This window comes from Paenarthrobacter sp. E2MeOHC11, from assembly GCF_058744955.1.
Genome location: NZ_CP196673.1, coordinates 4,199,695 through 4,226,425, shown reverse-complemented (window position 1 = coordinate 4,226,425; position 26,731 = coordinate 4,199,695). Strand labels below are relative to the sequence as shown.

25 protein-coding genes and 3 tRNA genes are annotated in these 26,731 nt (G+C 62.1%); 12 read left to right on the top strand and 16 right to left on the bottom strand.

Features of this window, described 5'->3' with window-relative positions:
* The first annotated feature begins 23 nt into the window (after positions 1 to 23).
* Both valS and ACSSVG_RS19675 read left to right on the top strand, forming a co-directional pair.
* Positions 24 to 2,645: a valine--tRNA ligase gene (gene valS, locus ACSSVG_RS19680; RefSeq protein ID WP_492415916.1), complete on the top strand. Its 2,622-nt coding sequence runs from the start codon at positions 24 to 26 to the stop codon at positions 2,643 to 2,645.
* Positions 2,646 to 3,000: 355 nt separating this feature from the next.
* Positions 3,001 to 3,876, top strand: coding sequence for an Fpg/Nei family DNA glycosylase (locus ACSSVG_RS19675; protein ID WP_231343318.1), 876 nt, complete (start codon positions 3,001 to 3,003; stop codon positions 3,874 to 3,876).
* An 8-nt stretch (positions 3,877 to 3,884) separates the two neighbouring features.
* On the opposite strand, the gene ACSSVG_RS19670 is transcribed toward ACSSVG_RS19675, so the two are convergent.
* The 6 genes from ACSSVG_RS19670 to ACSSVG_RS19645 all read right to left on the bottom strand — a co-directional run bounded on the left by ACSSVG_RS19670 (position 3,885) and on the right by ACSSVG_RS19645 (position 9,137).
* Complete coding sequence (locus tag ACSSVG_RS19670) at positions 3,885 to 4,514, bottom strand: mycothiol-dependent nitroreductase Rv2466c family protein (RefSeq protein ID WP_308102754.1); 630 nt, start codon at positions 4,512 to 4,514, stop codon at positions 3,885 to 3,887.
* Between the two features lie 80 nt (positions 4,515 to 4,594).
* Complete coding sequence (clpX, locus tag ACSSVG_RS19665) at positions 4,595 to 5,884, bottom strand: ATP-dependent Clp protease ATP-binding subunit ClpX (RefSeq protein ID WP_144651484.1); 1,290 nt, start codon at positions 5,882 to 5,884, stop codon at positions 4,595 to 4,597.
* A 182-nt stretch (positions 5,885 to 6,066) separates the two neighbouring features.
* Positions 6,067 to 6,726, bottom strand: coding sequence for an ATP-dependent Clp protease proteolytic subunit (locus tag ACSSVG_RS19660; RefSeq protein ID WP_026542391.1), 660 nt, complete (start codon positions 6,724 to 6,726; stop codon positions 6,067 to 6,069).
* 39 nt (positions 6,727 to 6,765) lie between these two features.
* The gene (locus tag ACSSVG_RS19655) at positions 6,766 to 7,389 is read right to left on the bottom strand and encodes an ATP-dependent Clp protease proteolytic subunit (RefSeq protein ID WP_305884648.1); all 624 of its coding nucleotides are present in this window, start codon (positions 7,387 to 7,389) and stop codon (positions 6,766 to 6,768) included.
* 221 nt (positions 7,390 to 7,610) lie between these two features.
* Positions 7,611 to 8,993, bottom strand: a complete 1,383-nt coding sequence (tig, locus tag ACSSVG_RS19650) for a trigger factor (protein ID WP_231343276.1) — start codon at positions 8,991 to 8,993, stop codon at positions 7,611 to 7,613.
* Between the two features lie 69 nt (positions 8,994 to 9,062).
* Positions 9,063 to 9,137, bottom strand: a tRNA-Pro gene (locus tag ACSSVG_RS19645).
* A gap of 128 nt (positions 9,138 to 9,265) precedes the next feature.
* Here ACSSVG_RS19645 and ACSSVG_RS19640 point away from each other — a divergent pair.
* Positions 9,266 to 9,339 (top strand) — tRNA-Gly (locus tag ACSSVG_RS19640).
* Between the two features lie 66 nt (positions 9,340 to 9,405).
* On the opposite strand, the gene ACSSVG_RS19635 is transcribed toward ACSSVG_RS19640, so the two are convergent.
* The 3 genes from ACSSVG_RS19635 to ACSSVG_RS19625 form a co-directional block, all read right to left on the bottom strand.
* On the bottom strand, positions 9,406 to 10,293 hold the full coding sequence (locus ACSSVG_RS19635; protein WP_492415915.1) for an Fpg/Nei family DNA glycosylase: 888 nt from the start codon (positions 10,291 to 10,293) through the stop codon (positions 9,406 to 9,408).
* Entirely contained in the window at positions 10,293 to 10,733 is a 441-nt protein-coding gene (locus tag ACSSVG_RS19630) for a ribose-5-phosphate isomerase (RefSeq protein ID WP_231343286.1), read from the bottom strand. The genes ACSSVG_RS19635 and ACSSVG_RS19630 overlap by 1 nt, the downstream gene beginning before the upstream one ends.
* Positions 10,734 to 10,863: 130 nt before the next feature.
* The gene (locus ACSSVG_RS19625; RefSeq protein WP_231343278.1) at positions 10,864 to 11,859 is read right to left on the bottom strand and encodes a hypothetical protein; all 996 of its coding nucleotides are present in this window, start codon (positions 11,857 to 11,859) and stop codon (positions 10,864 to 10,866) included.
* Positions 11,860 to 11,992: 133 nt separating this feature from the next.
* Between ACSSVG_RS19625 and pepN the strand changes: the two genes are divergently transcribed.
* Both pepN and ACSSVG_RS19615 read left to right on the top strand, forming a co-directional pair.
* A complete protein-coding gene (gene pepN, locus ACSSVG_RS19620) occupies positions 11,993 to 14,554 on the top strand; it encodes an aminopeptidase N (protein WP_492415914.1) in 2,562 nt (853 codons plus the stop codon).
* Positions 14,555 to 14,612: 58 nt separating this feature from the next.
* The gene (locus ACSSVG_RS19615; RefSeq protein WP_231343280.1) at positions 14,613 to 15,092 is read left to right on the top strand and encodes an OsmC family protein; all 480 of its coding nucleotides are present in this window, start codon (positions 14,613 to 14,615) and stop codon (positions 15,090 to 15,092) included.
* Here the strand turns inward: ACSSVG_RS19615 and ACSSVG_RS19610 are convergent.
* Positions 15,089 to 16,087 carry an NAD-dependent epimerase/dehydratase family protein gene (locus ACSSVG_RS19610; protein WP_492415913.1) on the bottom strand — a complete coding sequence of 333 codons (999 nt, stop codon included), beginning with the start codon at positions 16,085 to 16,087 and terminating at the stop codon, positions 15,089 to 15,091. The two genes, ACSSVG_RS19615 and ACSSVG_RS19610, sit on opposite strands and share 4 nt — an antisense overlap.
* Before the next feature lie 87 nt (positions 16,088 to 16,174).
* Between ACSSVG_RS19610 and ACSSVG_RS19605 the strand changes: the two genes are divergently transcribed.
* Together ACSSVG_RS19605 and ACSSVG_RS19600 are read left to right on the top strand one after the other, a co-directional pair.
* Positions 16,175 to 16,870 carry a mechanosensitive ion channel family protein gene (locus ACSSVG_RS19605; protein ID WP_231343282.1) on the top strand — a complete coding sequence of 232 codons (696 nt, stop codon included), beginning with the start codon at positions 16,175 to 16,177 and terminating at the stop codon, positions 16,868 to 16,870.
* Complete coding sequence (locus tag ACSSVG_RS19600; protein WP_269215891.1) at positions 16,863 to 17,339, top strand: globin; 477 nt, start codon at positions 16,863 to 16,865, stop codon at positions 17,337 to 17,339. Before ACSSVG_RS19605 ends, ACSSVG_RS19600 begins: the two co-directional genes overlap by 8 nt.
* A 3-nt stretch (positions 17,340 to 17,342) precedes the next feature.
* On the opposite strand, the gene ACSSVG_RS19595 is transcribed toward ACSSVG_RS19600, so the two are convergent.
* Positions 17,343 to 18,014 carry a DUF8185 domain-containing protein gene (locus ACSSVG_RS19595; protein WP_492415912.1) on the bottom strand — a complete coding sequence of 224 codons (672 nt, stop codon included), beginning with the start codon at positions 18,012 to 18,014 and terminating at the stop codon, positions 17,343 to 17,345.
* Positions 18,015 to 18,077: 63 nt separating this feature from the next.
* Here ACSSVG_RS19595 and ACSSVG_RS19590 point away from each other — a divergent pair, with 63 nt between their 5' ends.
* Complete coding sequence (locus ACSSVG_RS19590; protein WP_231343284.1) at positions 18,078 to 18,983, top strand: acyl-CoA thioesterase; 906 nt, start codon at positions 18,078 to 18,080, stop codon at positions 18,981 to 18,983.
* A 79-nt stretch (positions 18,984 to 19,062) separates the two neighbouring features.
* Here ACSSVG_RS19590 and ettA read toward each other — a convergent pair whose 3' ends face one another.
* Together ettA and ACSSVG_RS19580 are read right to left on the bottom strand one after the other, a co-directional pair.
* On the bottom strand, positions 19,063 to 20,745 hold the full coding sequence (gene ettA, locus ACSSVG_RS19585; protein WP_492415911.1) for an energy-dependent translational throttle protein EttA: 1,683 nt from the start codon (positions 20,743 to 20,745) through the stop codon (positions 19,063 to 19,065).
* Between the two features lie 56 nt (positions 20,746 to 20,801).
* A complete protein-coding gene (locus ACSSVG_RS19580; RefSeq protein ID WP_492415910.1) occupies positions 20,802 to 21,290 on the bottom strand; it encodes a DUF6993 domain-containing protein in 489 nt (162 codons plus the stop codon).
* 96 nt (positions 21,291 to 21,386) lie between these two features.
* Here ACSSVG_RS19580 and ACSSVG_RS19575 point away from each other — a divergent pair, with 96 nt between their 5' ends.
* On the top strand, positions 21,387 to 21,824 hold the full coding sequence (locus ACSSVG_RS19575) for an SRPBCC family protein (protein WP_492415909.1): 438 nt from the start codon (positions 21,387 to 21,389) through the stop codon (positions 21,822 to 21,824).
* Positions 21,825 to 21,868: 44 nt separating this feature from the next.
* On the opposite strand, the gene ACSSVG_RS19570 is transcribed toward ACSSVG_RS19575, so the two are convergent.
* Positions 21,869 to 21,941: transfer RNA gene (locus ACSSVG_RS19570), tRNA-Arg, on the bottom strand.
* Positions 21,942 to 22,161: 220 nt separating this feature from the next.
* Here ACSSVG_RS19570 and ssb point away from each other — a divergent pair.
* The gene (ssb, locus tag ACSSVG_RS19565; RefSeq protein WP_492415908.1) at positions 22,162 to 22,731 is read left to right on the top strand and encodes a single-stranded DNA-binding protein; all 570 of its coding nucleotides are present in this window, start codon (positions 22,162 to 22,164) and stop codon (positions 22,729 to 22,731) included.
* 63 nt (positions 22,732 to 22,794) lie between these two features.
* A complete protein-coding gene (locus ACSSVG_RS19560) occupies positions 22,795 to 23,400 on the top strand; it encodes a GNAT family N-acetyltransferase (protein ID WP_492415907.1) in 606 nt (201 codons plus the stop codon).
* On the opposite strand, the gene map is transcribed toward ACSSVG_RS19560, so the two are convergent.
* Positions 23,397 to 24,164, bottom strand: coding sequence for a type I methionyl aminopeptidase (gene map / locus ACSSVG_RS19555; RefSeq protein WP_492415906.1), 768 nt, complete (start codon positions 24,162 to 24,164; stop codon positions 23,397 to 23,399). The two genes, ACSSVG_RS19560 and map, sit on opposite strands and share 4 nt — an antisense overlap.
* A gap of 158 nt (positions 24,165 to 24,322) precedes the next feature.
* Between map and ACSSVG_RS19550 the strand changes: the two genes are divergently transcribed.
* The gene (locus ACSSVG_RS19550; RefSeq protein WP_492415905.1) at positions 24,323 to 25,006 is read left to right on the top strand and encodes a DNA alkylation repair protein; all 684 of its coding nucleotides are present in this window, start codon (positions 24,323 to 24,325) and stop codon (positions 25,004 to 25,006) included.
* A gap of 6 nt (positions 25,007 to 25,012) precedes the next feature.
* Here ACSSVG_RS19550 and mptB read toward each other — a convergent pair whose 3' ends face one another.
* The gene (gene mptB / locus ACSSVG_RS19545) at positions 25,013 to 26,569 is read right to left on the bottom strand and encodes a polyprenol phosphomannose-dependent alpha 1,6 mannosyltransferase MptB (protein ID WP_492415904.1); all 1,557 of its coding nucleotides are present in this window, start codon (positions 26,567 to 26,569) and stop codon (positions 25,013 to 25,015) included.
* Positions 26,570 to 26,731 lie beyond the last annotated feature (162 nt).

Below are 26,731 nucleotides of genomic sequence, written 5' to 3'. Positions count from 1 at the left end.
CCAGGCCATGAAACAATTGGTCCATGGCTGAATCAACGCAGGGTACAGACACGCCCGCCACCGCCCCCATCAACGTTCCCGACAAGCCGGCCCTTGAAGGCCTTGAGGCTGCCCTGACGCAGCGCTGGCTGGAAGAAGGAACCTACAAGTTCAACCCGGACACCACCCGGGAGCAGGTCTACTCGATCGACACTCCCCCGCCTACGGCATCCGGCTCGCTCCACGTGGGCCACATGTTCTCCTTCACCCAGACCGACGTCCAGGCCCGCTACATGCGCATGACGGGCAAGAATGTCTTCTACCCGATGGGCTGGGACGACAACGGCTTGCCCACCGAGCGCCGGGTCCAGAACTACTACGGTGTCCGCTGCGATCCCGCCATCCCCTACAAGGCCGATTACGCTCCGCCTGCACAGCCCGCCAAGAACCAGCGCGATTTCGACGTCGTTTCGCGCCAGAACTTCATCGAACTGTGCGAGGAACTCGCCGTTGAGGACGAGAAAGTCTTCGAGAACCTGTTCCAGACCCTTGGCTTGTCCGTGGACTGGGACCTGACGTACCGCACCATCGACGACACCTCCCGCGCAGTGTCCCAGCGGGCCTTCCTGGCCAACCTGTCTGCCGGCGATGCATACATGGCTGAAGCACCCACCCTGTGGGATGTCACGTTCCGCACTGCTGTAGCGCAGGCTGAGCTTGAGGACCGCGAAGTTGCCGGCGCCTACTACCGCTACCCGTTCTTCACCGAAGACGGGGAAAAGATCTTCATCGAGACCACTCGTCCGGAACTGCTCGCCGCTTGTGCAGCCCTGGTAGCCAACCCCGACGACGAGCGGTACCAGCCGCTGTTCGGCAAGACTGTGAAGTCCCCGCTGTTCGATGTGGAGCTCGAGGTCAAGGCCCACCCGCTCGCCAAGGCTGACAAGGGCTCCGGCATCGCCATGGTGTGTACGTTCGGTGACCTGACCGACGTCACCTGGTGGCGTGAACTGCAGCTGCCCACGCGCGCCATCATGGGCCGCGACGGCCGCATCATCGCTGAGACCCCTGACTGGATCACCACCGACGCCGGCAAGGAAGCCTACGCCGCGATCGCCGGCAAGACCGCTTTCTCCGCAAAGGAAGCCGTGGTTGAACTGCTCAAGGCAGCGGAGCTGTTGGATGGCGAACCGAAGAAGATCATGCACCCGGTGAACTTCTTCGAGAAGGGCGACAAGCCCCTCGAAGTAGTTACCTCCCGTCAGTGGTACATCCGCAACGGTGGCCGCGACGAAGAACGCCGTGAACGCCTGATCGGCCGTGGACAGGAAATCACCTTCCACCCGGCATTCATGCGCTCCCGCTACGAGAACTGGATTGCCGGCCTGAACGGCGACTGGCTTGTATCCCGCCAGCGCTTCTTCGGCGTGCCCATCCCCGTCTGGTATCCCTTGGATGCCCAAGGCAATCCGGACTACGACAACCCCATCCTGCCGTCGGACGAAATGCTGCCTGTGGACCCTGCCGCGGATGCCGCACCAGGGTTCGAGGAATCCCAGCGTGACCAGGCCAACGGCTTCACGGGCGATGCCGACGTCCTTGATACCTGGGCCACCTCCTCGCTGACTCCCCAGATTGTCGGTGGCTGGAGCCGTGACGAAGACCTGTTCTCCAAGGTCTACCCCTTCGACCTCCGTCCCCAGGGCCACGACATCATCCGCACCTGGCTGTTCTCCTCGGCCGTCCGGGCCGACGCCTTGCAGAAGAATGCTCCGTGGAAGCACGCTGCCATCTCCGGCTGGATCCTGGATCCTGACCGCAAGAAGATGTCCAAATCCAAGGGCAACGTTGTGGTGCCGACCGATGTGCTCAACGAGTACGGTTCAGACGCTGTCCGCTATTGGGCAGCATCGGCCAAGCTCGGCGCTGACACAGCGTACGAGATCGCCCAGATGAAGATTGGCCGCCGTCTAGCGATCAAACTGTTGAACGCCTCCAAGTTCGTGCTGAACCTTGGCGCCACCGAGAACTCTGTCGTGTCCGGCGACCTCTCGGTGCTGACCAATCCGCTGGACCGTGCGTTGCTCGCGCAACTGTCCGACGTCGTCGCCCAGTCCACCAAGGCGTTCGAAAACTACGACTACGCCCGCGCGCTCCAGATCACCGAGTCGTTCTTCTGGCAGTTCACAGACGACTATGTTGAGCTGATCAAGGACCGTGCCTACGGTGCCGCAGGCGAGACCGAGCAGGCTTCCGTTCTGGCAGCGCTGGCAACAACCCTCGACTCGCTCCTGCGCCTGTTCGCCCCGTTCCTGCCCTTCGCCACTGAAGAGGTCTGGGGCTGGTGGCGCACAGGCTCCGTCCACCGTGCAGAGTGGCCCGCCGCCCTGGAAATCACCGACGGCGACACCACCATGCTGGGCACTGTGGGCACTGCGCTCAGCGGTATCCGCAAAGCAAAGTCAGAGGCCAAGGTCAAGCAGCGCACAGAGGTCCTGTCTGCATCCATCACCGCCTCGGAGGTCCTGGTCGCCCAGTTGAAGGCCGGCCTCGGTGACTTGAAGGCTGCCGCCAACGCGCAGGAGATCACGCTCCAGTCCGGCGAAGGCGAGCTGACAGTCAGCGATGTTGTCCTGGCACCGGCCGAGGAAACGCCCGCGTCCTAGCCTTCCGGCGGCCGGAGTTCAAGAGCCCAACAGTTTTTGGGCAAAGGGGAAGCCCCATCAGCGTTTTGCCGTTGGTGGGGCTTCGACTTTTCGGCTGTCTGGTGACGTCTTGACAGTCTGGCGGAATCCTTGGAATTTCAGGTCTTCCTACCTCGTCACTGGTAGCTTGCTTCCAACTTTGCCAAAGGCTGCGTTGGTTGCATATCACTGAATCTTTGGTTTCCGTGTCCCTCTTCTTTCGAAGTGGGTAAGAACCATTGTTGTCCTGCCGACGGAGATGCACAAGGCTTCCGGACGAACTACAGTCCTGTAGTTCTCCTGCGGCCCAGGTCCTACCTGTGGCAAAGTATTGTCCATGCCGGAACTCCCAGAAGTGCACGGCCTGTGCATGTATTTGGACACCCAACTCCATGGAGCTGTGCTGACCGAGGTCCGTATCAATTCCTTCTCAGCACTCAAGACTGCGGATCCTCCCTATTCCGCCCTGGAAGGCCGGACTGTTCAAGGTGTCCGACGCATCGGGAAGTTCGTCTGCGTTGACGTCGACGGCCTGTTTTTCGTGTTCCACCTGGCGAAGGCAGGGTGGGTCCGCTACACGGAACATCCCTCCTCGGCCGGCTTGCGAATGGGGAAAAGCAACATCTCAGCACGGCTCCTACTCCACCGACCCGCGGATGATGCCCACATCGGTGTCGACCTGACGGAGGCCGGAACCAAGAAGAGTTTGGCAATCTACGTGGTGCGTGATCCCCAGGACGTCCCGGGGATAGCAACCTTGGGCCCGGAGCCACTCAGTCCCGACTTCGACCTTGATGCCCTGGCGACGATCCTTGGATCCAGTTCACAGCAGATCAAGGGATTGCTTCGGAGCCAGGGCGTCATTGCCGGCATAGGCAACGCCTACAGTGACGAAATCCTGCACGCCGCAAAAATCTCTCCCTTCGCCAGCGCCAAGTCGCTGGACCAACAGACAGTCGCACGGCTCTACGCGGCCATGCAGGAGGTTCTGGTAGGAGCCGTCAACGCAGCCGCGGGCAAGCCGTCCAGCGAACTGAAGGACACCAAGCGCAGCAACTTCCGGGTGCATGCCCGGACCGGGCTTCCATGCCCGGTGTGTGGTGACACAGTAAGGGAGGTGTCCTTTGCGGACACCTCCCTGCAATACTGCGCCACTTGCCAGACCAACGGGAAGATACTGGCCGACCGCCGGACTTCGCGTTTCCTGAAGTAGCGTTTGGGTTAGTTGAATTCCGGGCCTTCGCTGCGGCTGCGCTTCAACTCAAAGAAATGCGGGTATCCGGCCAGAGTGACGGTGGCGTCCCAGATGTTTCCTGCTTCTTCGCCGCGCGGAATACGCGTCAGGACGGGACCGAAGAACGCCGTTCCATTGAAGGCCACAACGGGGGTGCCTACGTCCTGCCCCACCAAAGAGATCCCCGCCTCGTGGCTTGTGCGCAAGTGAGCGTCGTACTCATCCGAGTCCGCAAAGCGTGCCAGGTCGGCGGGCAGGCCGACCTCGGCAAGGGCCTTCTGGATCACCGAAGCACGGTCCTTGTTGCCCTCATGGTGGATCTGCTCCCCCATGGCGTCATACAGCGGCTTGACGTACGTGCTGCCATGCAATTCCTGGGCGGCAATAATCACGCGGACCGGACCCCAGCTGTCATCCATCATCGCCCTGTAATCGGCCGGAAGGTCGCGGCCCTCGTTCAGGACGGAAAGGCTCATGACATGCCACTCGGTCTGGATCCCCCGGACCTGCTCCACTTCGCCGATCCAGCGCGAGGTGATCCAAGCAAACGGGCAGACAGGATCAAACCAGAAATCGGCTTTGTTGACGGTTTCTTCGGACACGATCTGATCGGGCACAGGGAACTCCTCGGAAGGGTGGGAAACGTGGCAAGCAGGCGGTCCCAGCGGAACCGCTCCTTGCTTAGGCCAACAGAAGGCTAGGCCGACTTATTCCGGCGCTTGGCTACGACGTCATGGGCGATCATGGTCGGCTGCGCCTTCTTCGCTACGACGTCGGCCGTAATGACCACGGTGGCGATGTCATCCCTGCTGGGGAGATCGAACATGACCGGCAGCAGCACTTCTTCCATGATGGCCCGGAGGCCACGGGCGCCGGTACCGCGCTCAAGCGCCTGATCCGCGATGGAATCCAAGGCGTCGTCGTCGAACTGCAGGTCAACGCCATCCAACTGGAACATCTTCTGGTATTGCTTCACCAATGCGTTCTTGGGAGTGGACAGAATCTGGATCAGGGCAGGCCGGTCCAGGTTGGACACCGTAGTGATGACAGGGAGGCGGCCGATGAACTCTGGGATGAGGCCGAACTTCAGCAAGTCCTCAGGCATTACTTCGCCGTAGGTGTCCACATTGTCACGGGCTTCGTTGAGCGGCGCGCCGAATCCAATACCCTTGCGCCCGGACCGTGAACCAATGATGTCCTCGAGGCCTGCAAAGGCGCCGGCAACGATGAAGAGGACATTGGTGGTATCGATCTGGATGAACTCCTGATGCGGGTGCTTACGGCCTCCCTGAGGGGGCACTGACGCAACGGTTCCCTCAAGAATCTTCAGGAGTGCCTGCTGCACACCTTCGCCGGACACATCACGGGTAATCGACGGGTTTTCGCTCTTCCGGGAGATCTTGTCGATCTCATCAATGTAGATGATGCCCTGCTCGGCCTTCTTGACGTCGTAGTCAGCGGCCTGGATGAGCTTAAGCAGGATGTTCTCGACGTCTTCACCGACATAACCGGCCTCTGTCAGGGCGGTCGCATCGGCTACGGCGAAGGGGACGTTAAGGCGCCGGGCCAGCGTCTGGGCCAAATAGGTCTTACCGCAACCCGTGGGGCCAATCAGGAGGATGTTGGACTTTGCGATCTCCACGTCCTCGTGGTGTGATCCCTCACCGAGGCTCCCGGTCTTGGGTGCGTGGCCTGCCTGGATGCGCTTGTAATGGTTATAGACCGCCACCGCCAACGACCGCTTGGCCGGTTCTTGACCGATGACGTATTCCTGCAGGAAGTCGAAGATTTCACGGGGCTTGGGCAGTTCGAAACTGCCGAGATCGGAAACTTCAGCGAGTTCCTCTTCGATGATCTCGTTGCACAGCTCGATGCATTCATCGCAGATGTAGACACCGGGCCCGGCAATCAGCTTCCGTACCTGCTTTTGGCTCTTTCCGCAGAAAGAACACTTCAGCAGATCCGTGCTCTCGCCAATCCGAGCCATGTGGGAATCCCTTCGTTGCATGCGGGTGATGCGGCTCCGCGCCGTCATCAAGTGTGCGGCCAAGCCGCGGCTGGCACCACCGTGACAACATCCACTCTAGGTCACAATGGGCTGCTTGGGTGGAAACAGAACGCCGGTGCGGTCCATATTTCGCGAACCGCACCGGCGTCGAATTCCGTGTGCTACCGGGAGATTGCCTGGGGCTTGATCTTGCGGGAGTCCAGAACCTGGTCAATGAGACCGTAGCTCAGGGCGTCCGCCGCCGTGAGGATCTTGTCGCGCTCGATGTCATTGTTGACCTGCTCGGAAGTACGGCCCGAGTGGTGCGCCAGAGTGTCCTCAAGCCAGGTGCGCATGCGCATGACTTCAGCCGCCTGGATTTCAAGGTCGGAGGCCTGCCCACCTTGGCCACCGGACAGAGCCGGCTGGTGGATCAGTACACGTGCGTTCGGAAGCGCCAGTCGCTTACCCGGGGTACCCGCAGCGAGCAGAACTGCAGCTGCACTGGCGGCCTGGCCCAGGCATACCGTCTGGATCTCCGGACGGATGTACTGCATGGTGTCGTAGATGGCCGTCATGGCCGTGAATGAGCCGCCTGGCGAGTTGATGTACAAGGTGATGTCGCGGTCCGGGTCCGTTGACTCAAGGACCAGCAACTGGGCCATGATGTCGTCGGCGGAGGCGTCGTCAACCTGGACACCGAGGAAGATGATGCGGTCCTCGAACAGCTTGGTGTACGGGTCCTGGCGCTTGAAGCCGTAAGGTGTGCGTTCCTCGAACTGGGGCAGGACGTAACGGCTGGACGGGAGATTACCGGCAGACCATCCGAAGTTGTAGTTCATGTTCTTTACTCCTGGGGTTTCAGTGGTTCTTGGTGCCGGTTAGTTTTCGGAGTTCGACTCTGCGCCCGACTGGTTGGCCGTACCGCCACCACCGGCAACAGAACCGGCGTGCGCCGAGATCTTGTCGAAGAAGCCGTATTCCAACGCCTCGGGGGCCGTGAACCACTTGTCGCGGTCATTGTCCTTGAGGATGGTCTCTACGGACTGACCGGTCTGCTCAGCCGTAAGTTCCGCCATGACCTTCTTCATGTGCAGGATCAATTCAGCCTGGATCTTGATGTCCGAGGCCGTGCCGCCGATGCCGCCGGAGGGCTGGTGCATCAGGATGCGGGCGTTGGGCGTGGCGTAACGCTTGCCCTTGGTGCCGGACGACAGGAGGAACTGGCCCATGGAGGCAGCCAAGCCCGTTGCGACTGTGACGACGTCGTTCGGAATGAACTGCATGGTGTCGTAGATGGCCATGCCGGCCGTCACGGACCCACCCGGGGAGTTAATGTACAGGTAGATGTCCTTCTCCGGGTCTTCGGCCGAGAGGAGGAGGAGCTGGGAGCAAATGGCGTTGGCATTCTCGTCACGGACTTCAGAGCCGAGCCAAATAATGCGCTCTTTCAGCAGGCGGTTGTAGATGTAGTTGTCCTGGGCTGCGGGATCGACAGTTGCCATCCGGGGAGCCTCTGATTGCTGTGACATAAGTACTTACCTCTCGCTGGTGCCAGTGACCTCACTGAACTTCACTACTTGGACACTAACCGTTTTCCGGGGTGATTTGTTCGCCGGAATCGCGCTGTTCGCTGACGGCGCACGTCTACGCTCGGCAGCAATGTTCAGCCTTAAAAGCAAACCGGCCCCGGATCAGGAGATCCGGGGCCGGTCGAAGTCGTTGACTAGAACTTCACTGCTGCGGGGTCGTCGCTTGCTGCAGCGTCGGCTTCCTCAGATGCCTCGACAGCTGCGGCCTCTTCGGCTGCTGCTTCACCGGCAGGACGAACGAAGTCGGTGAGGTCAACCTTGTTGCCCTCGGAGTCGACAACCTCTGCCTGGCCCAGCACAACTGCCAGCGCCTTGCGGCGGCGGACCTCGGAAACCATCATGGGAACCTGGCCGCTCTGGTCAATGATCTGAGCGAACTGGTTGGGGTCCATGCCGTACTGGCTCGCGGTGGTGACGATGTAGTCGATCAGCTCGTTCTGGCTGACATCTACTTCTTCCTTGTCCGCGATGGCGTCAAGGATGATCTCGTTCTGGAACGCACGCTCGGTGTTGGCCTTGACCTCGGCACGGTGCTCCTCGGTGTCGTGGTCACCTTCGCCGTGGGCGTTCTCCGGGTTGAAGTGCGCTTCGATCTGCTCTTCGACCACGGAATCCGGAACCGGAACCTCAACGAGCTCAACGAGCTTGTCCAGGACCTTGTCGCGTGCTTCTACGCCTTGCTCAACAACCTTGGAGTCGGCAGCCTGCTTGGCGAGGTCCTCACGGAGCTCGGCAAGGGTGTCGAATTCGGAGGCAAGCTGGGCGAAGTCGTCGTTTGCTTCAGGAAGTTCGCGCTCCTTGACAGCCTTGACAACAACCTTCACCTGAGCGGACTCGCCGGCGTGGTCACCGCCTACCAGCGTGGTGTCGAAGATGGCTTCTTCGTCCGCAGAGAGGCCGGTCACGGCTTCATCGAGGCCTTCAAGCATGGTGCCGGCGCCAACCTGGTAGGACAGGCCCGACGCCGAATCGATCTCTTCGCCGTCAATGGTGGCGGTGATGTCGATGGTCAGGAAGTCGTCGTTCTTCGCGGGGCGCTCCACGGACTTGAGCGTGCCGAAACGGCCGCGCAGTTCGTCGAGGGACTTATCGATGTCAGCGTCGGAGGACTCAGCTGCAGCGACCTCAACCTTGATACCGGCGTAGTCCGGCAGTTCGATCTCGGGGCGGACATCGATCTCAACCTGGAACTTGAGCTCGCCATCGGTGGACGTGGGGTCCGGAACCTCGGTGATCTCAACCTCGGGGCGGCTCAGGGGGCGTACGCCCGTTTCCTGAACTGCGGCCTGGTACCAACCGTTGAGGCCATCGTTGATGGCCGTCTCCAGGACGTAGCCACGGCCAACACGCTGGTCGATCAGCTTGGTGGGAACTTTGCCCTTGCGGAATCCGGGAACCTGGATCTGCGAAGCAACGGTCTTGTACGCGGCATCGATACTCGGCTTCAGTTCCTCAAAGGGAACCTCAACGTTGAGCTTGACCCGCGTTGCGGTGAGGTTCTCGACAGCGCTCTTCACAGTCTAAGTACTCCTGATTTTGTGGGTATGGGGTTCTGTCGCGTCCCAAAGGCGGACACAAACACAGAGTCGGGGTGACAGGATTTGAACCTGCGACTTCCTGCTCCCAAAGCAGGCGCTCTAGCCAAGCTGAGCTACACCCCGAACGCACAGGACAGTCTACGGGCAAGCGAGCCAGGAATGCACATTTGACACTGCCGCCGGAATTAGGTTTAGTTGTACCCGGCTTCAACAGCCACCGGGAAGATGTCCAGAACGAGGATATCCGTCCTGGGGACGTAGCTTAATGGTAAAGCCTCAGTCTTCCAAACTGATTACGCGGGTTCGATTCCCGTCGTCCCCTCCAGCAAAAGCGCCCCGATCCACGGATCGGGGCGCTTTTTTGTTGCTGCCAAACCTGTTTCCGCTGCTGCTACACCTGGCAGCCGGGACACCAATAAAGCTTGCGGGCGCCAATTTCCGCCATGCCCACGATCGTCCCGCAGGCCCGGCAGGGCATTCCGTCCCGCTTGTAGACGAAGTGGGCATCGGCGTCGGGCGCTATCGCAGCGCCACCGGTCCACAGCGTGGGAGGCGTCGTAACAATCCGTCCGTCACGGACTCCGTCGGACATGGTGTCCACAGTGTCGTCCCACAGATGACCGGCGGACTCCGCGTCGATACTGCTTCCCGGGGTCCAAGGATCCATGGCCTGCCGGAACAGCACTTCGGCGCGATAAATGTTCCCTACGCCGGCCAAAACCGATTGGTCCATCAGCAAGAGGGCAACCGCTGTCTTGCGGCGGCGGAGGCGGCGGATGAATTCCTCGCGGTCCCCTCCCCTGTTGTGCAACGGATCAGGGCCCAAGCGATCCAGCACGGCTTGGGCCTGAGCCGAGGTGACGGCAGCACAGGTCGTGGCACCGCGGAGGTCGGCCCAGCCGTGGTCGGACACCAAACGGACGCGGACGGCACCCACAGGAGGAGGCGGTCCGGCGTATCCAGTGTCATCGGCCGCGGGCCCGGTCTCCTTTTCTCCGATGCGACGGGGAGCACCAATACTGGAGGCTCCCGTAAAGGTGCTGTCACCACCAAAGTTCCACGCACCGTACAGTCCAAGGTGGACGTGGAGGAACAGTTCGTGGTCGAACCTGAGGAACAACTGCTTCCCATGGGCCATGGCCTCAACCATGGTGTGCCCGGTCAGCAGCTGGGCTCCGGCGGAAAACCGTCCTTGCGGACTGGAGACGTCCAGGCGCCGGCCGCCAAAAACATCCTGGAATTGGCGGGCCAGGCGGTGGACCGAGTGCCCTTCAGGCACTACTCGACGATTTCGCCGGTGGTTTCGTACACGGCAATTTTGCCGATGCGGCGCACATGGCGTTCGTCGTTGCTGAATGGTTCCTGCAGGAACGCTTCGATGAGCTCGGTGGCTTCTTCAACGGAGTGCTGGCGGCCGCCAACGGCAATAACGTTGGCATCGTTGTGCTCGCGGGCAAGCTTTGCGGTGGAAAGGTTCCATGCCAGCGCAGCGCGAACACCCTTGACCTTGTTGGCGGCGATTTGTTCGCCGTTGCCGGAGCCGCCCAGCACGATGCCCAGAGCGTGGACACCGGCTTCCTGGTCCGCAACGACAGCAACACCGGCATTGATGCAGAACGAGGGATAGTCGTCCAGTGCGTCGTACTCCTTGGGACCGTGGTCCACCACGTCATAGCCCTTGGCGGTGAGGTGGCTGACCAGGTGGGCACTGAGCTCCATGCCGGCGTGGTCGGTGGCGATGTGGACGCGGGGTGTAGTCACAGGAAGTCCATTCTTTCTGGCGCGCGGCTACGGCCTATGGCCGGGCGCGGCGATGAGGGATGCGCTACCTAGGGTACCGCTACCCGCATTATGGGGCCTGCCCGTCCTCATGTGCCCGGTGGGCGGCCCTGTTCAGAACTCCCGCAAGGTTGTCGGCTGAGGCCTTTGTGCCGGCGCTGAGCGCCACCCGGCCTCCGTTGAGTTTCCGGACGACGACGGCGGGGCCACTGCTGACGAGCATCGCCGTGGCGTCGTCGTGGTGCCGCCAGCCCCAGCCGCCGTAATCGGCAGCCTTCACCTCGGTGGGTGCTGCCGCTGCGATATCGACGGCGGGAACCGTCAGGACACGCACGATGCCACCGGCAAATACCTGCAATCCCCCACGGTCGGCACGTACTCGCGCGAACAGGAACCCGGCGCCACCCAGAGCAGCCACCGCCACCAACGCCCCCAGCCATGGGACTGCGATCGCTATTAAGGCAGCCGGGAACAGTGCGGAGACAATGATCATGACGAATACCGAACTCCGGGCATGCACCCACAGCCTGAGCGAGTCACGCGCCAGGTCCGGATCTTCGAGAAGGCTCAGTTCCTCCTGCAGCGCAACGTCGTCCTCCCGCGTCCACCGCGGGTCGGGCTTGAACGCGAACATCATGACGACGCCCAGGGCAACCGCCGCCCCACTGCCCATGGCCAGGATGATCGGGTCCACGTGGGACTGTCGGGCATCAGCCAACCCTGACTGGCCGACCAGTCCGGCGGCCAGCACCGTGGTGATGAAGAGGCTGACCATGAGGCCCACGCCCATCATGACGCGCCGCATAACTACCGGCCGGGTAATGGATACCGCTTGGAGGAACACCGCCCACCCGCAGAAGGTGATGAGCGCTGCGCCGCCCGCGACGTAAGCTCCGAACGGCGCGAAAGAACTGCCGCCGTCGGAGTTCCACATGACGGCAACGGGGTTCGGGAGGTCGTTGCGCAGCATTTGGGCGCACACTGCGAAGCCCACGGCGAGGAGCAACGGAAAGGCGACCGCAAACCTCAGTGCGCGGAAATCGAGAGTGTCCCGGAACGATCCCATGATCCAACGCTACTCCGTGGGGCGACACTGTGGTGTTCGCTCCTTGCCTTCCCGGCCCGGAGTGAAAGAATGGCTTCACACCAGGGTCCGGCCGCGATCGGCCGGCCATCCCAAAAACTTCCGGAGGCACCACTTGCCAGGCCTGAACCTTACGCGCGATGAAGCCGCGATCCGCGCCCAACTGCTCAACGTCGAGTCGTACCACGTCACCTTGGACCTGACCCAAGGCAACGAGACCTTCGGCTCCACCACCGTGGTCACGTTTTCTGCGACGCCGGGATCCTCGACGTTCATCGATGCCATCACCGATGCAGTACACAGCGTGACGCTCAACGGCACGGAACTCGATCCCGCCGAGGTCTCGGACGGCGTCCGCATCCAACTCCCCGGCCTCGCCGCCCGGAACGAACTTGTTGTCGTGGCAGACGCCCCGTACATGAACACCGGCGAGGGCCTCCACCGCTTCGTTGACCCCGTTGATGGCGAGGTGTACCTGTACACGCAGTTCGAAGTTCCGGACTCGCGGCGCATGTTCGCTGTCTTCGAGCAGCCCGACTTGAAAGCAAGCTTCACGTTTGCCGTCACCGCGCCCTCGCACTGGGACGTCATTTCCAACTCCCCCACCCCGGTTCCCGTTGAAGCGCCGGCTGCCGGCGATGGCGGCGCCCGCTCAGTGTGGGAGTTCGCGCCCACCCCGCGCCTGTCCTCCTACGTCACCGCTTTGATAGCCGGCCCGTACCAGTCGGTCCGTTCCGAGGTCACCAGCTCCGACGGCCGCGTCATCCCGCTGGGAGTCTTTGCCCGGAAGTCGCTCATGCAGTACCTCGACGCGGACAACATCTTTGAACTGACACGACAGGGTTTTGAGTTTTTCGAGGCACAGTTCGGCTGCCCCTACCCGTTCGAAAAGTACGATCAGTTGTTCGTCCCGGAATTCAACGCCGGGGCAATGGAAAACGCCGGGGCCGTCACCATTCTTGAAGGCTATGTCTTCCGCGGCAAAGTAACCGGCGCGCAAATTGAGCGCCGCGCCATCACCGTCCTGCACGAACTCGCACACATGTGGTTCGGGGACCTGGTGACCATGCGCTGGTGGAACGACCTGTGGCTCAACGAGTCCTTCGCCGAGTACATGTCCCACCTGGCCGCCGTGGAGAACACCGAGTTCGACCGGGCCTGGACCACGTTCGCGTCCGTGGAGAAGTCCTGGGCCTATAAGCAGGACCAGCTTCCCACCACGCACCCGATTTTTGCCGAGATCAACAACCTCGAAGACGTGGAGGTGAACTTCGACGGCATCACCTACGCCAAGGGCGCTTCGGTTCTGCGCCAGTTGGTGGCCTGGGTGGGCCCGGAACAGTTCATGGCCGGGGTCCGTACGTACTTCGCCAAGCACGCCTGGAAGAACACCGAACTCGCCGACCTGATGGTGGAACTCGAAGCCGCGTCCGGCCGCGACCTGGACGTGTGGGGCAAACTGTGGCTGGAAACGGCCGGCGTCAACACGCTGGCGCCCGAGCTGAGCGTCGACGCCGATGGCACCATCACCGGCTTCGCGATCCTGCAGACCGCCATCGCCGAACGGCCCACCCTCCGCCCGCACCGCCTCGCCGTCGGCTTCTACACGCTCTCCGGTGACGGCAGGCTGGAGCGCACCCACCGCGAGGAGCTGGACGTCGACGGGCCCCGCACCGAGGTACCCGCCTTGGTGGGGCTCACCCGCCCGGACCTGATCCTGCTCAACGACGATGACCTCGCCTACGCCAAGGTCCGCCTCGACGAGCATTCCCTCGCCACAGCCAAGGCCCACCTCAAGGACTTCGCAGCCAGCCTGCCCCGCACCCTGGTCTGGGGATCGGCATGGGATGCAGCCCGCGACGGCGAAACCCCTGCCCGCGGCTATGTGGACCTGATCCTGGCCAACATCGCCCACGAAACGGATTCCTCGGTGATCCTGGTCCAGCTGCGCCAGCTCGCCACCACCCTGACCTACTACGTAGCGGCCGAACACAAGCTGGACACCGCCATCGCGGCCGCCGATAAACTCCGGGAGCTCGCAACCTCGGTTGAAGCCGGCTCAGATGCCCAGTTGCAGTTCGCCAAGTCTTTTGCGCAGCTCGCGCGCAGCGGCGGCCAACTGGACCACGTCCAGGCACTCCTGGACGGGACGGAAACCCTGGAAGGCCTCACCATCGACCAGGACATGCGCTGGGAGCTCCTGACGGCCCTCGTGGCCGGCGGACGGCAAGGCCAGGAACGCATCGACGCCGAACTTGCCCGCGACAACACGTCCAACGGCCAAAATGCCGCCGCCCAGGCAAAGGCAGCCATCCCTACCGCTGACGCCAAGGCAGCAGCCTGGGAGTCGATCGTGGTCAAGGGAGAGCTCTCCAACGCCTTGCAGGCATCCGCTGTGGCCGGCTTTATGCGCGTCCAGGATGCTGCCTTGTTGGAGCCTTTCGCTGCTAAATACTTCGACGCCGTGCCCGGGATCGTCAAGGACCGCACACACGCTCTCGCCCAGCAGATCGTGGTGGGTCTCTACCCGGCGCAGCTCACCACCCAGGCCACAGTGGACCGCACGGACGAGTTCCTGGCCGGACTTCCCGAAGAAAGTGCGGCCTTGCGCCGCATGATGCTCGAAAACCGCGACGGCGTGGCCCGCGCCCTCCGCGCACGGGCAGCAGACGTCTAGCCCCGGCACCACATGAGGCTCGTGCGGACAGTTGGTGCCCCATAGCTAAACTGTCCGCATGGGCCTCAATGAACACCACTACGCGCTGACCGTCCGCTGGACCGGAAACCTGGGCGAGGGCACGGTCAGCTACAGGGGATATTCCCGGGACCATGATGTCGACATCCCAGGCCTTCCCACCTTGCAGGGTTCTGCGGATCCGACCTTCCACGGAGACCGGACACGCTATAACCCGGAGCAACTGCTGCTCGCGGCCTTGTCTCAGTGCCACATGTTGTCTTTCCTGCACGTTGCCGTCAAGCACGGCGTGGTGGTCACCGGCTACGAGGACAACGCAGAAGGCCTCATGAAACTCAACCGGGACGGCAGCGGGCAATTCGAGAGCGTGACGCTCAAACCACACGTCACCATTGCCGATCCCGGCCACGCCGGCTTGATGCCACAGTTACACCACGAAGCCAACCAGGTCTGCTTCATCGCCCGCAGCGTCAATTTCCCGGTACGGCACGAGCCAAGCACGACGGCGGCGGCGGCCTAACGCTGTTCAGCCCGCCATTGCGCCACGAGCCGTTGTTCGGTTTCCCGGCTCAGCCCCGCTTTGCGGTCCCTGTTCAGGCCCTTGTGCCTCTCATCCTCAAGTGTCGCTGCCAGCGTCTCCTGCCACGGCCGCAGGAGCATCCCCCGCTCCCGTGCAGCACGGTTGGTCCGCGCCTGGAATCCGTCATGATCCGCCGGCAACCATAACGGCAGTGAGTCCGGCCCCGCCCAGAAGTCCACCCCTTGCTCCACCAGCCACGCTTCGTCAGCCCGGACAATGTTTCCAGCCGGAGCCCCGGCTGCATGTTGGGACTCGGCGATGAAGTCATCAAACCCCACAACGTCCCCCAGCGCGTTGTAGACGCCAGCCAGTCCTTGTTCGGCCGCACGCAGGATCCACGAGGCCAGGTCCCGCACATCGATGATCTGGGTGGCGGCGTCCGGGACATCGGGCACCAGCACCGGATCATGGTTGGCCGCGAAACGGGCAGGCCAGTAACCGTAGCGATCCGTACCGTCACCTGGGCCTCCGATGAGCCCCGCCCGGACGATGTGGGCCTGGTCCCCCACCGTGGTCAGCGTCATCTGCTCAATTGCCGACTTGGACTCGCCGTAGGTTTCCGGAGTGCCCGCTTGGCCAGCCGGCAAGGGTTCCAGAAGTTCCGCGCTTTCATCGGCGCCGGGGACCGAGTGGTCCGCGTAGACCGAACAGCTTGAGACAAAGGTCCAATGGCCTGCTGCCGGGCCCAGCACCTCCAAGGCCTGGCCGGCCTGGACGGGATCGCGGGACACCTCAATAACCGAGTCCCAGCCTCCGTCGAGGTCTGCCAAGGCCGCAGCACCCAAGGAACGGTCCCCCCGTACCCAGGTGGCGCCGTCGGGCGGATTCGCTGAAGTACCGCGGGCAAAACAGGTGACGTCGTGCCCGGCGGCAACTGCCTGCCGTGCGATTTCTGCTGACAGGAAGGCTGTGCCACCGAGGACCAGGATGCGCATACCGTCACGCTACGGCGATAGGGTTGTAGGTGGACAGAGTGTTCCGCGCCCGGCGAACACGGGCCGACGACAAGGAGCTATTCCACCTTGACCTCCATCCCCCTGGCAGAAATTGTCACTTTGGAACCCGAAAAGATCGATCTCGTATCCATCCTCATCACCGTTGGCGTGGGCCTGGGTGTGTGGATCGTGGCGAGATTCGTTATTTTGCGCATCACCCGAAGAGTGTCCGCGGGAAGTTCCTTCTTCAAGAAAGCCCACTTCAAGTGGGTGCAACCAGCCATCCGCGCGCTGGACCACGAACGCCGCTCGCAGCGCGCCGAAACCATCGGCACGCTGCTGACGAGCCTTGTAAGCGTCGTGGTGGTGGTGATTGTGATCATCTACGTCCTCAAGTACATGAACGTGGACGTCGCGCCGCTGTTGACCAGCGTCGGCATCCTGGGTGTCGCCATCGGTTTCGGTGCCCAACAGTTGATCCGTGACTTCCTCGCGGGAATCTTCATCACCATCGAAGACCAATACGGAATCGGCGACGTCATCGTCACCAGCGAAGTGGTTGGTACCGTTGAATCCGTGGGCCTGCGCATTACACGGGTCCGCGCTGAGGACGGGGCGATCTGGTACCTGCGGAACGGTGAAATCCTGCGGGTGGGCAACCGCTCCCAAGGTGATTACGTTCCGCTCGAGACACCTGAAACGAACGAACCCGGCGCTGCGGCTGCACCCGTAACTGCAGGCGCACCCCGCGTGACCAAGGCCGAGGAGAAGTCCAATGAGTAACAACGCCGGCGCACAACCGCCAGCACCACAGGTGGGCCCCCGACGCCAACTGATGCAGAACGATCCCTTCAGCCAGCCCGCCTACACGGACAGCTTCTACGCCGCAGTTGGCGGCCACGAAACGTTCGTCAAGCTCATCGACGTCTTCTATGACGGCGTGGCCACGGACCCGTTGCTGCGTCCGATGTACCCCGAAGAGGACCTGGGCCCGGCAAAGCGCCGCTTCCTCATGTTCCTGGAGCAGTATTGGGGTGGTCCCACGACCTACGGTGAAGAGCGCGGCCATCCCCGGCTACGCATGCGCCACATGCCGTTCAGGGTGACCCCGGAAGCCAAAGACCGATGGTTGTTCCACATGCGGACGGCCGTGGATTCCTTGGAGCTCTCGCCGTTGCATGAAGGCACGCTGTGGGACTACATGGAGCGGGCCGCGCTGACAATGATCAACAGCCCGTCGGCTGGCGCCTGATCCCTAGAACCCGAGTCCCAGACCTGCGCCGGTGCGAACCAGCACATGGCCGCGGGGGCCGCTCAGGCGGAACCAGCGGCCGTTACGGAACACGTGCTGCTCGGCGTCGCCCAGGAAGCCCAGGGCGAAAGCGGCGAACGCCGCCCCGGCGGGAAGGCCGGTAGCGCCGGGAAGTTCACGGCCCCAAACAGCTGCCCGGGCGCTGTTTACCACTGCGGCTCCCGCCAAGGCAGGAATCACGCCGGCCACCTCCGCGATGCCGGCCTCCGCTGCCGACTTGAGGTCGGCGTCGTGCATTGTGCCCTGGGCCTCCCAGCCGCTTCGGGGGGCGCCAACGCCCGCCCAGGACTCAGAAACGGTCGACGGCGGGATGGGCAGTTCCACATCCTCGGCGGCCGAGCGGGCCAACCGGTCCATGACGGAGGCAAGGGTGACGGTGACATCTGCTTGCGCCGGCTCGGCCAGGGCCATGGTCCGCAGGCCAAGGATGGTGGGGGTGGACTCCCCCAGGATTCGCGGCCTCAGGACACACACATAGGCAGCCAGGACGCTGCCCGCGGCCTGGAGGCGGATGGCTCCGTCGTCGATGCTTTTTGCCCGGGTAACGAAGGTCCGCAGGTCTGCGAGGTCACGGGGATCGGCGAAGCGGAAGGACTGGGTCAGGACGTCTGTCACATCATCGACTCTACCGGCATGTCCCCGGTTGAGAGGGGTCGGGGCGGCGTCTAAAGTCGAACCATGACTGAGACGAACGCTGGCCTCGAGGTGGAAGCACCCGTAGAAGACCCCATGGAAGTGCTGATAGGCCTGCTGGATCTTGGCGACTTCGACGGTGCCAGGACCAACGAGGACATCTTCCTGGGCCCGTCGCAAAAGCAGCCACGGCATCGTGTCTTTGGCGGTCAGGTTTTGGCGCAGTCAATGATGGCCGGGATGCGGACAGTCGAGCCGGACCGGGCGGCGCACTCCATGCACGGCTATTTCCTGCGGCCAGGTGACGCCAACAAGCCCATCACGTTCGGTGTCGAGAGGCTGCGGGACGGGCGTTCGTTCTCGGCCCGCCGCGTGCACGCATACCAGGACGGTGTGCCGATTCTTTCGATGATCGCCTCGTTCCAGGTGGAAGACAGCGGCCTGGACCATCAAGCAACCATGCCCGAAGGCATCCCCGATCCCGAATCACTACCCAGTACCGCAGAACTTCTCTCCCACTACGACCACCCCATGGCGCGGCACATGTCCTCGGAGCGTCCTTTCGACGTCCGCCATATCGACCCCGCGCTGTATGTCTCCCCGCCAACGGAGCACGTAGCCACCAACGCGGTGTGGATGAAAACAATGGGTCCCCTGCCGGATGATCCCAATCTGCACCGGGCAGCTTTGGCTTACGCAAGCGATTACACACTGCTGGAGTCCATTCTCCGAAAACACGGCCTTGCCTGGATGACGCCTGGCATGAGTGTCGCCAGCCTCGACCACGCCATGTGGTGGCACCGGCCCGTCCGCGTCGACGAGTGGATGCTGTACGTCCAGGAATCCCCCAGCGCCCAAGGCGCCCGGGGGCTTGCCACGGGCCGGATCTTCAACCGCGACGGGCAGCATGTTGCCACCGTAGCGCAGGAAGGCATGGTCCGGATTCCGTAGCACGGATTCCGTTCCTACGGATGTACACGCAGAAAGGCCGGTCCCAAGGGACCGGCCTTTCGATGTTTCTGGCCTGCTGTTAGTCGCGGGTCAGGCGGCGGTGCGTGACGCGGTGCGGCTTGGCAGCATCGGGGCCCAGGCGCTCAACCTTGTTCTCCTCGTAGGAGTCGAAGTTGCCCTCGAACCAGTACCACTTGGAGGGGTTCTCGTCGTCACCTTCGTAGGCGAGGATGTGGGTCGCTACCCGGTCGAGGAACCAGCGATCGTGCGAGACCACCACGGCACAACCCGGGAATTCGAGAAGGGCGTTTTCAAGGCTGCCCAGGGTTTCGACGTCGAGGTCGTTGGTAGGTTCGTCAAGCAGCAACAAGTTGCCACCCTGCTTGAGCGTCAAGGCAAGGTTGAGGCGGTTGCGCTCACCACCGGAGAGGACACCGGCCTTCTTCTGCTGGTCCGGTCCTTTGAAGCCGAACGCCGAAACGTAGGCACGCGAAGGCATTTCGACATGACCGACCTGGAGGAAGTCATGGCCTTCCGAAACAACTTCCCAGAGGGATTTGTTGGGATCGATGCCGCCACGGGACTGGTCAACGTAAGAGATCTTCACGGACTCGCCGATCTTGAGCTCACCATCGTCCAGGGGCTCCATACCGACGATCGTCTTGAACAGCGTGGACTTACCCACACCGTTGGGTCCGATGACGCCAACGATGCCGTTGCGGGGCAGCGAGAAGGAGAGGCCATCGATCAGGACGCGGTCGTCGAAGCCCTTCTTCAGGTTCTTGGCCTCGATGACCAGGGAACCCAGGCGCGGTCCCGGCGGGATCTGAATCTCTTCGAAGTCCAGCTTGCGGGTGCGATCGGCCTCCGCAGCCATTTCCTCGTAGCGGGCCAGACGGGCCTTGGACTTGGTCTGGCGGCCCTTGGCGTTGGAGCGCACCCACTCAAGTTCCTCGGTCAGGCGCTTGGAAAGCTTTGCGTCTTTCTTGCCCTGGACCTCAAGGCGGGCCTTCTTCTTCTCCAGGTAGGTGGAGTAGTTGCCCTCGTACGGGTAGAGGTGACCACGGTCAACTTCAGCGATCCACTCAGCCACGTGGTCAAGGAAGTAACGATCGTGGGTCACGGCAAGGACAGCGCCAGGGTACTGGGAGAGGTGCTGTTCCAGCCACAGCACGCTTTCGGCGTCCAAGTGGTTGGTGGGCTCATCGAGCAGCAACAGGTCAGGCTTCTGGAGAAGAAGCTTGCAGAGGGCTACGCGGCGGCGCTCACCACCGGAAAGGACGGTGACGTCGGCGTCGGCCGGCGGGCAGCGCAGTGCGTCCATCGCCTGTTCGAGCTGGGAGTCGATATCCCAGGCATCGGCAGCGTCGATGGCTTCCTGCAGCTTGCCCATCTCGTCTAGGAGCGTGTCATAGTCCGCATCCGGGTTGGCCATTTCCTCGGAGATCTCGTTGAATCGCTGGATCTTGCCGTAGATCTCGCCAACGCCTTCCTGGACGTTGCCCAGGACGGTCTTTTCCTCGTTCAGTGGCGGTTCCTGCAGGAGGATGCCCACGGTGTAACCGGGGCTGAGGCGGGCCTCGCCGTTTGAAGGGGTGTCCAGTCCGGCCATGATCTTCAGGATGGTGGACTTACCAGCACCGTTCGGTCCCACGACGCCGATCTTCGCGCCAGGGTAGAACGACATGCTGACATCGTCCAGAATAAGTTTGTCGCCAACGGCCTTGCGAGCCTTGGTCATCGTGTAAATGAATTCCGCCATGCCCTTAAATCTAATGGCTAGGCGTACTTAACTCACATTCGAGGAGCCCGGCGCAGCTAGCGGGCGTCTCCGATGAAGCATTTTCCAGTGGCCAGCACCGGCAGCACTGTTACAACGACTCCACCGTCGCGGATCTGCCCCATGACGCAACTCCCGCCAGTCAAGGCCGCGGCTTGCATGGCGTCGACGTCAAGACCTGTGGGCGTGCGGCTGACAGAGACCTCGACGTTGGCTTTCGGAATGCCGGCCGAGACCAAGGCCGTCCGTAAGGCCTCCCGGTCTGGTTTTGGGTTGCCGGCAACAAGGTTTTTCAGCGTCTTTTCGACTGCGGTGGTCGTCGCGGCAACGGCGGGATCCACGGTGGCCGTGACCTCGGAGTCGGTGGAAGGTGCCGGCGTAGCGACCTTCTGGCCTTCGGTCGAAACGGGGGAAGCCGTGCAGCCCGCGATCGTCAATGCCGCAGCAATGACTAAAGTCAGTCCGGCGACACGGACGTTCGCTGCATCTGCTGCCCTGCCGAAAATCCGGGCGGTTCTCGTGCTCATCACCTAGCCATTGTGCCATTCACACGGAGCCCCCAAGGGCGTAGCGTTTCTCCCGGATGGTTTCGCCGTCCGGGTTGAGGAATGGAGAGCAGCATTATGAGCGGACAGGCACCTGATGCCGTCGCATCGACAACCGTCCCTGCCCGGCCCGAAAGAGTATGGGAGGCCCTGACTGATCCCGAACTCATCAAGCAGTACTTCCTCGGAACCAACGTCGCGACCACCTGGCAGGTAGGCGATCCGATTACTTACTCCGGGGAGTACAACGGCAAGCCCTACGAGGACAAAGGGACGATCCTCGCCTTCGATCCCCCGGAGCTGTTGAAGACCACTCACTACAGCCCAACCTCGGGGCTTCCTGACGCTCCGGAAAATTACCACACTGTGGAGTACAGGGTGGCCGAAGCAGCTGACGGAACAACTGTGACGATTAGCCAGGGCAACAATTCCAGTGATGAAGAGGTGGAGCAGTCGACTGCCACGTGGCAATTGGTGCTGCAGAATCTCAAGGAATTTCTTGAGTCGAGGCCCTAAGGGTCATCCCCCTTGGACGCTTGTTCCAAGGGGGATGCATTTTGTGCCCCAGGAGGGAATCGAACCCCCGACCGGCGGATTAGAAGGCCGCTGCTCTATCCCCTGAGCTACTGGGGCGCACTGGCGCCATCACCGACGTGGGTCGCTGGCGCCACAAAGAGTTTACAGTGCCGCGCGCCGGATGCTTGCCATCCCCCCGCCGGTTCTCTCTACTCCTCCACAGCGGCCATTAATCGGGTTTTATTCACATAGCCGGATGCGACACTCCCTTCCCTGTCTCCGCTGGATGAAGCTGAAGGAGCCGGACAGGCACTTCCCTACATCGAGAAGGACCACAATGAATGACATGATCACCGTCCGGGGCTTCGTGGCCTCGGAGGTCAAGAGTTCCACAACTACGCGGGGTACGGCCACAGCTTCCTTTCGCTTGGGAACCACGGAGCGCCGCTATGACCGCGCCACCAACACCTGGGTGGATGGCAACACCAATTGGTATACGGTGCAGTCATTCCGCTATCTTGCCGGGCACGTGGGATGCAGCGTGAAAAAGGGACAGCGCGTCCTGGTCGCCGGAAAGCTCAGATTGCGGCAGTGGGAGCATGAAGGCCGCGTTTATCACGTAGCGGAAATCGATGCCGAATCCGTCGGCCATGACCTCATGTGGGGGTCCGCCAACTTCACCCGTATGAACGCCGCCTCGGCTCCTGCCGACTCTGTCTCCGGAGATGCGGCTCCGGCCCATGAGGCGCCCGGCAATCCTGGTGGCAGCAGCCAATGGGATGCCGACGACGAGGAGCAAGCTCCCCCGGAAGACCAGTCTGTAGCATCCGGGGTGGATGACCCTGAGGGTAATGGCCCGTTGATGGTGAACACCACAACGGGAGAACTGGTGGGTGCCGGCGTTTGAACCCTGAGCCAGGTTCCCCGGGCACGCAGGACCAGCCCTGCGTGTGAGGCCTATTGTGGGTCCATGGCACAGTACGATGCAGCCTCCACGCTTGATACCGCTCCTGCCTCATGGGCAGCTGTTGAGGAATTGTTCGGAACCAAGGGCGAGCCATCACGGTGTTGGTGCCGCTGGTTCGCCCTTTCCGGCAAGGAGTGGACAACCACGACTCCAGACGATCGCAAGGAATTACTGAAATCGGCCTTCCATGCAGGTCCTGCGCCGGGCGTCCTGGCGTTCAGGGATGGTCATCCAGTTGGCTGGTGCGCCGTGGAACCCCGGGCACGTTACCCGCGGCTGAAGCGGTCACGTGTCCTCGGGACAGAACGTCAGGAGTGCCCGGGCGACCACGGCCTTTGGGCGGTTGGTTGTTTCGTCGTCGCGCCGGGCCATCGGCGTACGGGAGTGTCCTCAGCCTTGTTGGCAGCAGCCGTAAGCCACGCCTTCAACCACGGCGCGGAAGTCATCGAGGCCTACCCCGTCGATACAGAATTGAGGACCAGGGCAACGGCATCGGATCTTTTTCACGGCACTCTTTCCCTTTTCGTTGCTGCCGGATTCAGCCCGGTGTCCGAGTCCGTTCCAGGCCGGCCAGTGGTGCAGCTCAAGAAGGGTCACACTCCCGACTAGGGCAACGTCAGAACCATGGGACCTTCTGCCGTGATCGCAACGGTGTGCTCGCTATGGGCAGCCCTGCGCCCGTTCGCCGAACGAAGGGTCCACTCGTCCTCATCGTGGTAGTAGTCGTCTTTGCCGCCAAGAATCAACATGGGTTCTATGGCGATGACCAAACCCTCGTCGAGTTTCATACCCCGCCCTGGCCGTCCGATGTTGGGGACAGGTGGTTCTGCGTGCATGGTCCTGCCAATGCCGTGCCCGCCATGGTCGGCCAGCAAACCGTAGCCAGTACGTTTCGCCTCACCGCCGATAGCGTAGGCGAGGTCACCCATTTTGTTGCCCGTACGCGCAGCCTCGATCCCCCGGGCCAACGCGGCTTCCGTCGCGGCGATGAGTTCCAGGTCCAACGCATCGCCCTCCCCCACAACGAAGCTGATGGCCGCGTCGCCGCACCAGCCTTCCAGGAAGGCGCCACAGTCAACGCTGAGGAGGTCGCCGTCTTCAAGGACGTACCCGTTCGGGATTCCGTGCACCACGGCATCGTTGACGCTGGTACAGATCACGCCTGGAAACGGCACGGCCGCCCAGCGCGGGTGATAGTCAAGGAAGGCGGGCTTTGCACCGGCGTCGGAAATCACTGCCGCTGCGACGTCGTCCAGCTCTTTCAGCGAGACGCCCACAGCAGCGCGTTCCTTGACGGCTTCCAGTGCGTTGGCCACCACCCGGCCGGCCTCCCGCATGATTGCAATTTGAGCCGGGGATTTCAGCATTGACATCAGGGGTCCTCCGTTGGACTCGCGTTCAGGGGCGGCGTTGAGCTGGCGCAAGGAAATGCCGCCACCCTGCCCACTCTACGACGCCCCATCGACGCGTGGGAGGGCGTTTCGGCGACTCCTGTATCCCAGCTGCCAAGCAGCGGCCCTAAAGTTGTGGCATGCCCCAGGATCTCGTGCAGTCAATCCGTTCCACGCTCCGCTCGGCGGGGGACGCTGAAAGGGCCAAGGGCGCCCAGGCCTACATGAAGTCCGAGATGCCTTCACTCGGTGTCCGGGTTCCGGAGGTGCGCAGAATCGTCAAAGCCGCAGCAAAAGAGTTCCCGGTTTCATCTCCGGAGGAATTGCGGTATGCCGTCCTCGAGCTATGGCGACAGGCAGAGGCACGGGAGGAGCGATACGCAGCCATTGACTTGACGGGCTTGCGGTTGGTCAAGGAGGATCTGGACATGCTGCCCGTTTACGAGGAAATTATCCGCACGGGCGCGTGGTGGGACCTGGTTGACGGTGTCTCCCACCGGATCTGTGCGCTGTTGCTGGCGCACAGGACCATCATGACCCCCCTGCTGCTTCAGTGGGCCGAGGACAACGACATGTGGGTCCGGCGGGCTGCCATCACTGCCCAGCTTGGTGCTAAGTCCATGACCGACCGCAGTTTGCTGGCAGCTGTCATCAAGCCCAACCTGCCGGATAAGGAATTCTTCATCCGCAAGGCCATCGGTTGGGCGCTGCGCGAATTCAGCAAGGCAGACCCTGAATGGGTCCGTTCTTATGCTGCCGACAATGCGACAGCACTTAGTCCGTTGTCCACACGTGAGGCGACACGATTGTTATCGTCCCCCTGATGCAGCTCAGATGATGGGGCGAAGGCCGGGTTCGTCTCGCTTGCGGAACAAGCTCTTGGTCTTGGGATCGACGAAGATCAGGTACACGGCGAAGAGCAGGGCGATGATCGCGGCCGCATTCCGGGCCAGTGTGAGCGCGAGGCCCAGGTCTTCACTCTGAAGGTAGGGGAAGACATCCAGCTGGTCCGAGATCGCGTAGACCATGAAGAAAGAGACGACGAAGTAGACGGCCTTGACTTGCCAGTCATTGCGGATGCCTGTCACCGCAAAGAGCGGTATCAGCCACACCACGTACCAGGACTGGATCATCGGCGCCAGCAGGACAATGGCCGCAAACGCCAGGGTGAGGCGGCGCATCAGGCGGTCGTAATCGCCCCGGAAGACCTGCCAGGCGATGGCACCCACCATGAGGACCTTACCGGCGTCGTAAACCCACTTGGCCATGCCCCAGCCGTCCAGGCCAAAGACATTGAAAATGGAGGCCACAACCAGGCCGATCAGGCCGATGGGTGCGTACCAGATCCACACACTCCCGGGGGCGGACAGGCCGTTGATCCAACCGAACCCGAAGCCATTGACCATACCCATGGCATACAGCAGTCCAAAACTCAGCCCGGCCGTCAGGAACCAGAAGACGAACTTCCGGGGCCAGGAAGCTCCCTTGCCTGCCCACAAGAGTCCGATGAACGGAAGGAAAACGACAGTGATGGGCTTGACGGAGATGGACAGGGTCACCAAAACAATTCCCAGGATCACACGCCTCGTTGCACAGTAGTACAAGCCTGCAAGGGCCAGCCCGATCATGAGTGCGTCATTGTGGACGCTGGCAATGAAGTTGGTCAGGAAGAGCGGGTTTGCAGCTGTCAGCCATAGGGCCCGGTGCGGATTGACTCCGTGAAGTTCCGCCAGCTTCGGCACGTAGATGATGCAGAGAACAATGCCCACGAGGGCTACCAGCCGGAAAAGCATGATGCTTGCTTCGGGTTGAACGTTCGTGACCCAGACGACGAACTGCTCAATCCACAGGAACAGCTGACCGTAGGGCACCGGCGCTTCGGTCCACATCTTGTCTGCGCCCAGTTGGAAGTAGTTGGGAAGTGCAGAGATCCCGTTCTCATAGGGATTGATGCCTTCGACCATTAATCGGCCCTGACCGATGTAGGCGTAAACATCCCTGCTGAAGAGGGGAACCGTGAACATCATGGGCAGCCCCCAAGCCACCACCGCCTGAAGCGTTGCCTTGCGTGCTTCCAGTCCCCACACCCGGACACGCTGGCCCAGGCGGAGCCAGGCCCGGACAAGCAACATGCCCCCGACGGCCAGCAGGACAATCGATACTGCGACGCCGACGCCTTCGGTACGCATCCAGATGAAGAGGGGCAGCCGCCGAAGTTCGGAAACCGGGGCGAGCCAGCCGACACCCAAAGAGCCGAACATCATGAACATTGATCCGATGAAACCGGCGATCAATGGCGAACGTGCGTTATCTACCTCGCTGGCTGCAGCATCCGCCGTCGGCGCTGCTGTCCCTGCCTTCTGGGCGGCGGGTACTGGCACCGTCATGTGGTCGTCATCCAATCGTTCGCCCGGGTGTGTTCGGGACAAATTCAGCGTCTTTGGGGCTTTCCGCAGCAGGAAGAAACGACACTGCCGCGCTCAAAAATCGTACCATCGGAGTACTTGGAAGCGCCTGAAGGATAGGCTGGGCGCGTGCCTATTACTAAT

Excerpts from the sequence above, each read along its gene's own strand:
- ACSSVG_RS19610 (WP_492415913.1), bottom strand. The coding sequence starts at position 16,087 with ATGCGCATCCTGGTCCTCGGTGGCACAGCCTTCCTGTCAGCAGAAATC.
- clpX (WP_144651484.1), bottom strand. The coding sequence starts at position 5,884 with ATGGCTCGGATTGGCGAGAGCACGGATCTGCTGAAGTGTTCTTTCTGC.
- valS (WP_492415916.1), top strand. The coding sequence starts at position 24 with ATGGCTGAATCAACGCAGGGTACAGACACGCCCGCCACCGCCCCCATC.
- mptB (WP_492415904.1), bottom strand. The coding sequence starts at position 26,569 with ATGACGGTGCCAGTACCCGCCGCCCAGAAGGCAGGGACAGCAGCGCCG.
- ACSSVG_RS19590 (WP_231343284.1), top strand. The coding sequence starts at position 18,078 with ATGACTGAGACGAACGCTGGCCTCGAGGTGGAAGCACCCGTAGAAGAC.
- ACSSVG_RS19615 (WP_231343280.1), top strand. The coding sequence starts at position 14,613 with ATGGGCCTCAATGAACACCACTACGCGCTGACCGTCCGCTGGACCGGA.
- ACSSVG_RS19560 (WP_492415907.1), top strand. The coding sequence starts at position 22,795 with ATGGCACAGTACGATGCAGCCTCCACGCTTGATACCGCTCCTGCCTCA.
- ACSSVG_RS19625 (WP_231343278.1), bottom strand. The coding sequence starts at position 11,859 with ATGGGATCGTTCCGGGACACTCTCGATTTCCGCGCACTGAGGTTTGCG.
- ACSSVG_RS19600 (WP_269215891.1), top strand. The coding sequence starts at position 16,863 with ATGAGTAACAACGCCGGCGCACAACCGCCAGCACCACAGGTGGGCCCC.
- ssb (WP_492415908.1), top strand. The coding sequence starts at position 22,162 with ATGAATGACATGATCACCGTCCGGGGCTTCGTGGCCTCGGAGGTCAAG.
- ACSSVG_RS19660 (WP_026542391.1), bottom strand. The coding sequence starts at position 6,726 with ATGAACTACAACTTCGGATGGTCTGCCGGTAATCTCCCGTCCAGCCGT.
- ACSSVG_RS19630 (WP_231343286.1), bottom strand. The coding sequence starts at position 10,733 with ATGGAGCTCAGTGCCCACCTGGTCAGCCACCTCACCGCCAAGGGCTAT.
- ettA (WP_492415911.1), bottom strand. The coding sequence starts at position 20,745 with ATGGCGGAATTCATTTACACGATGACCAAGGCTCGCAAGGCCGTTGGC.
- ACSSVG_RS19550 (WP_492415905.1), top strand. The coding sequence starts at position 24,323 with ATGCCCCAGGATCTCGTGCAGTCAATCCGTTCCACGCTCCGCTCGGCG.
- ACSSVG_RS19580 (WP_492415910.1), bottom strand. The coding sequence starts at position 21,290 with ATGAGCACGAGAACCGCCCGGATTTTCGGCAGGGCAGCAGATGCAGCG.
- ACSSVG_RS19575 (WP_492415909.1), top strand. The coding sequence starts at position 21,387 with ATGAGCGGACAGGCACCTGATGCCGTCGCATCGACAACCGTCCCTGCC.
- ACSSVG_RS19675 (WP_231343318.1), top strand. The coding sequence starts at position 3,001 with ATGCCGGAACTCCCAGAAGTGCACGGCCTGTGCATGTATTTGGACACC.
- ACSSVG_RS19655 (WP_305884648.1), bottom strand. The coding sequence starts at position 7,389 with ATGGCAACTGTCGATCCCGCAGCCCAGGACAACTACATCTACAACCGC.
- map (WP_492415906.1), bottom strand. The coding sequence starts at position 24,164 with ATGTCAATGCTGAAATCCCCGGCTCAAATTGCAATCATGCGGGAGGCC.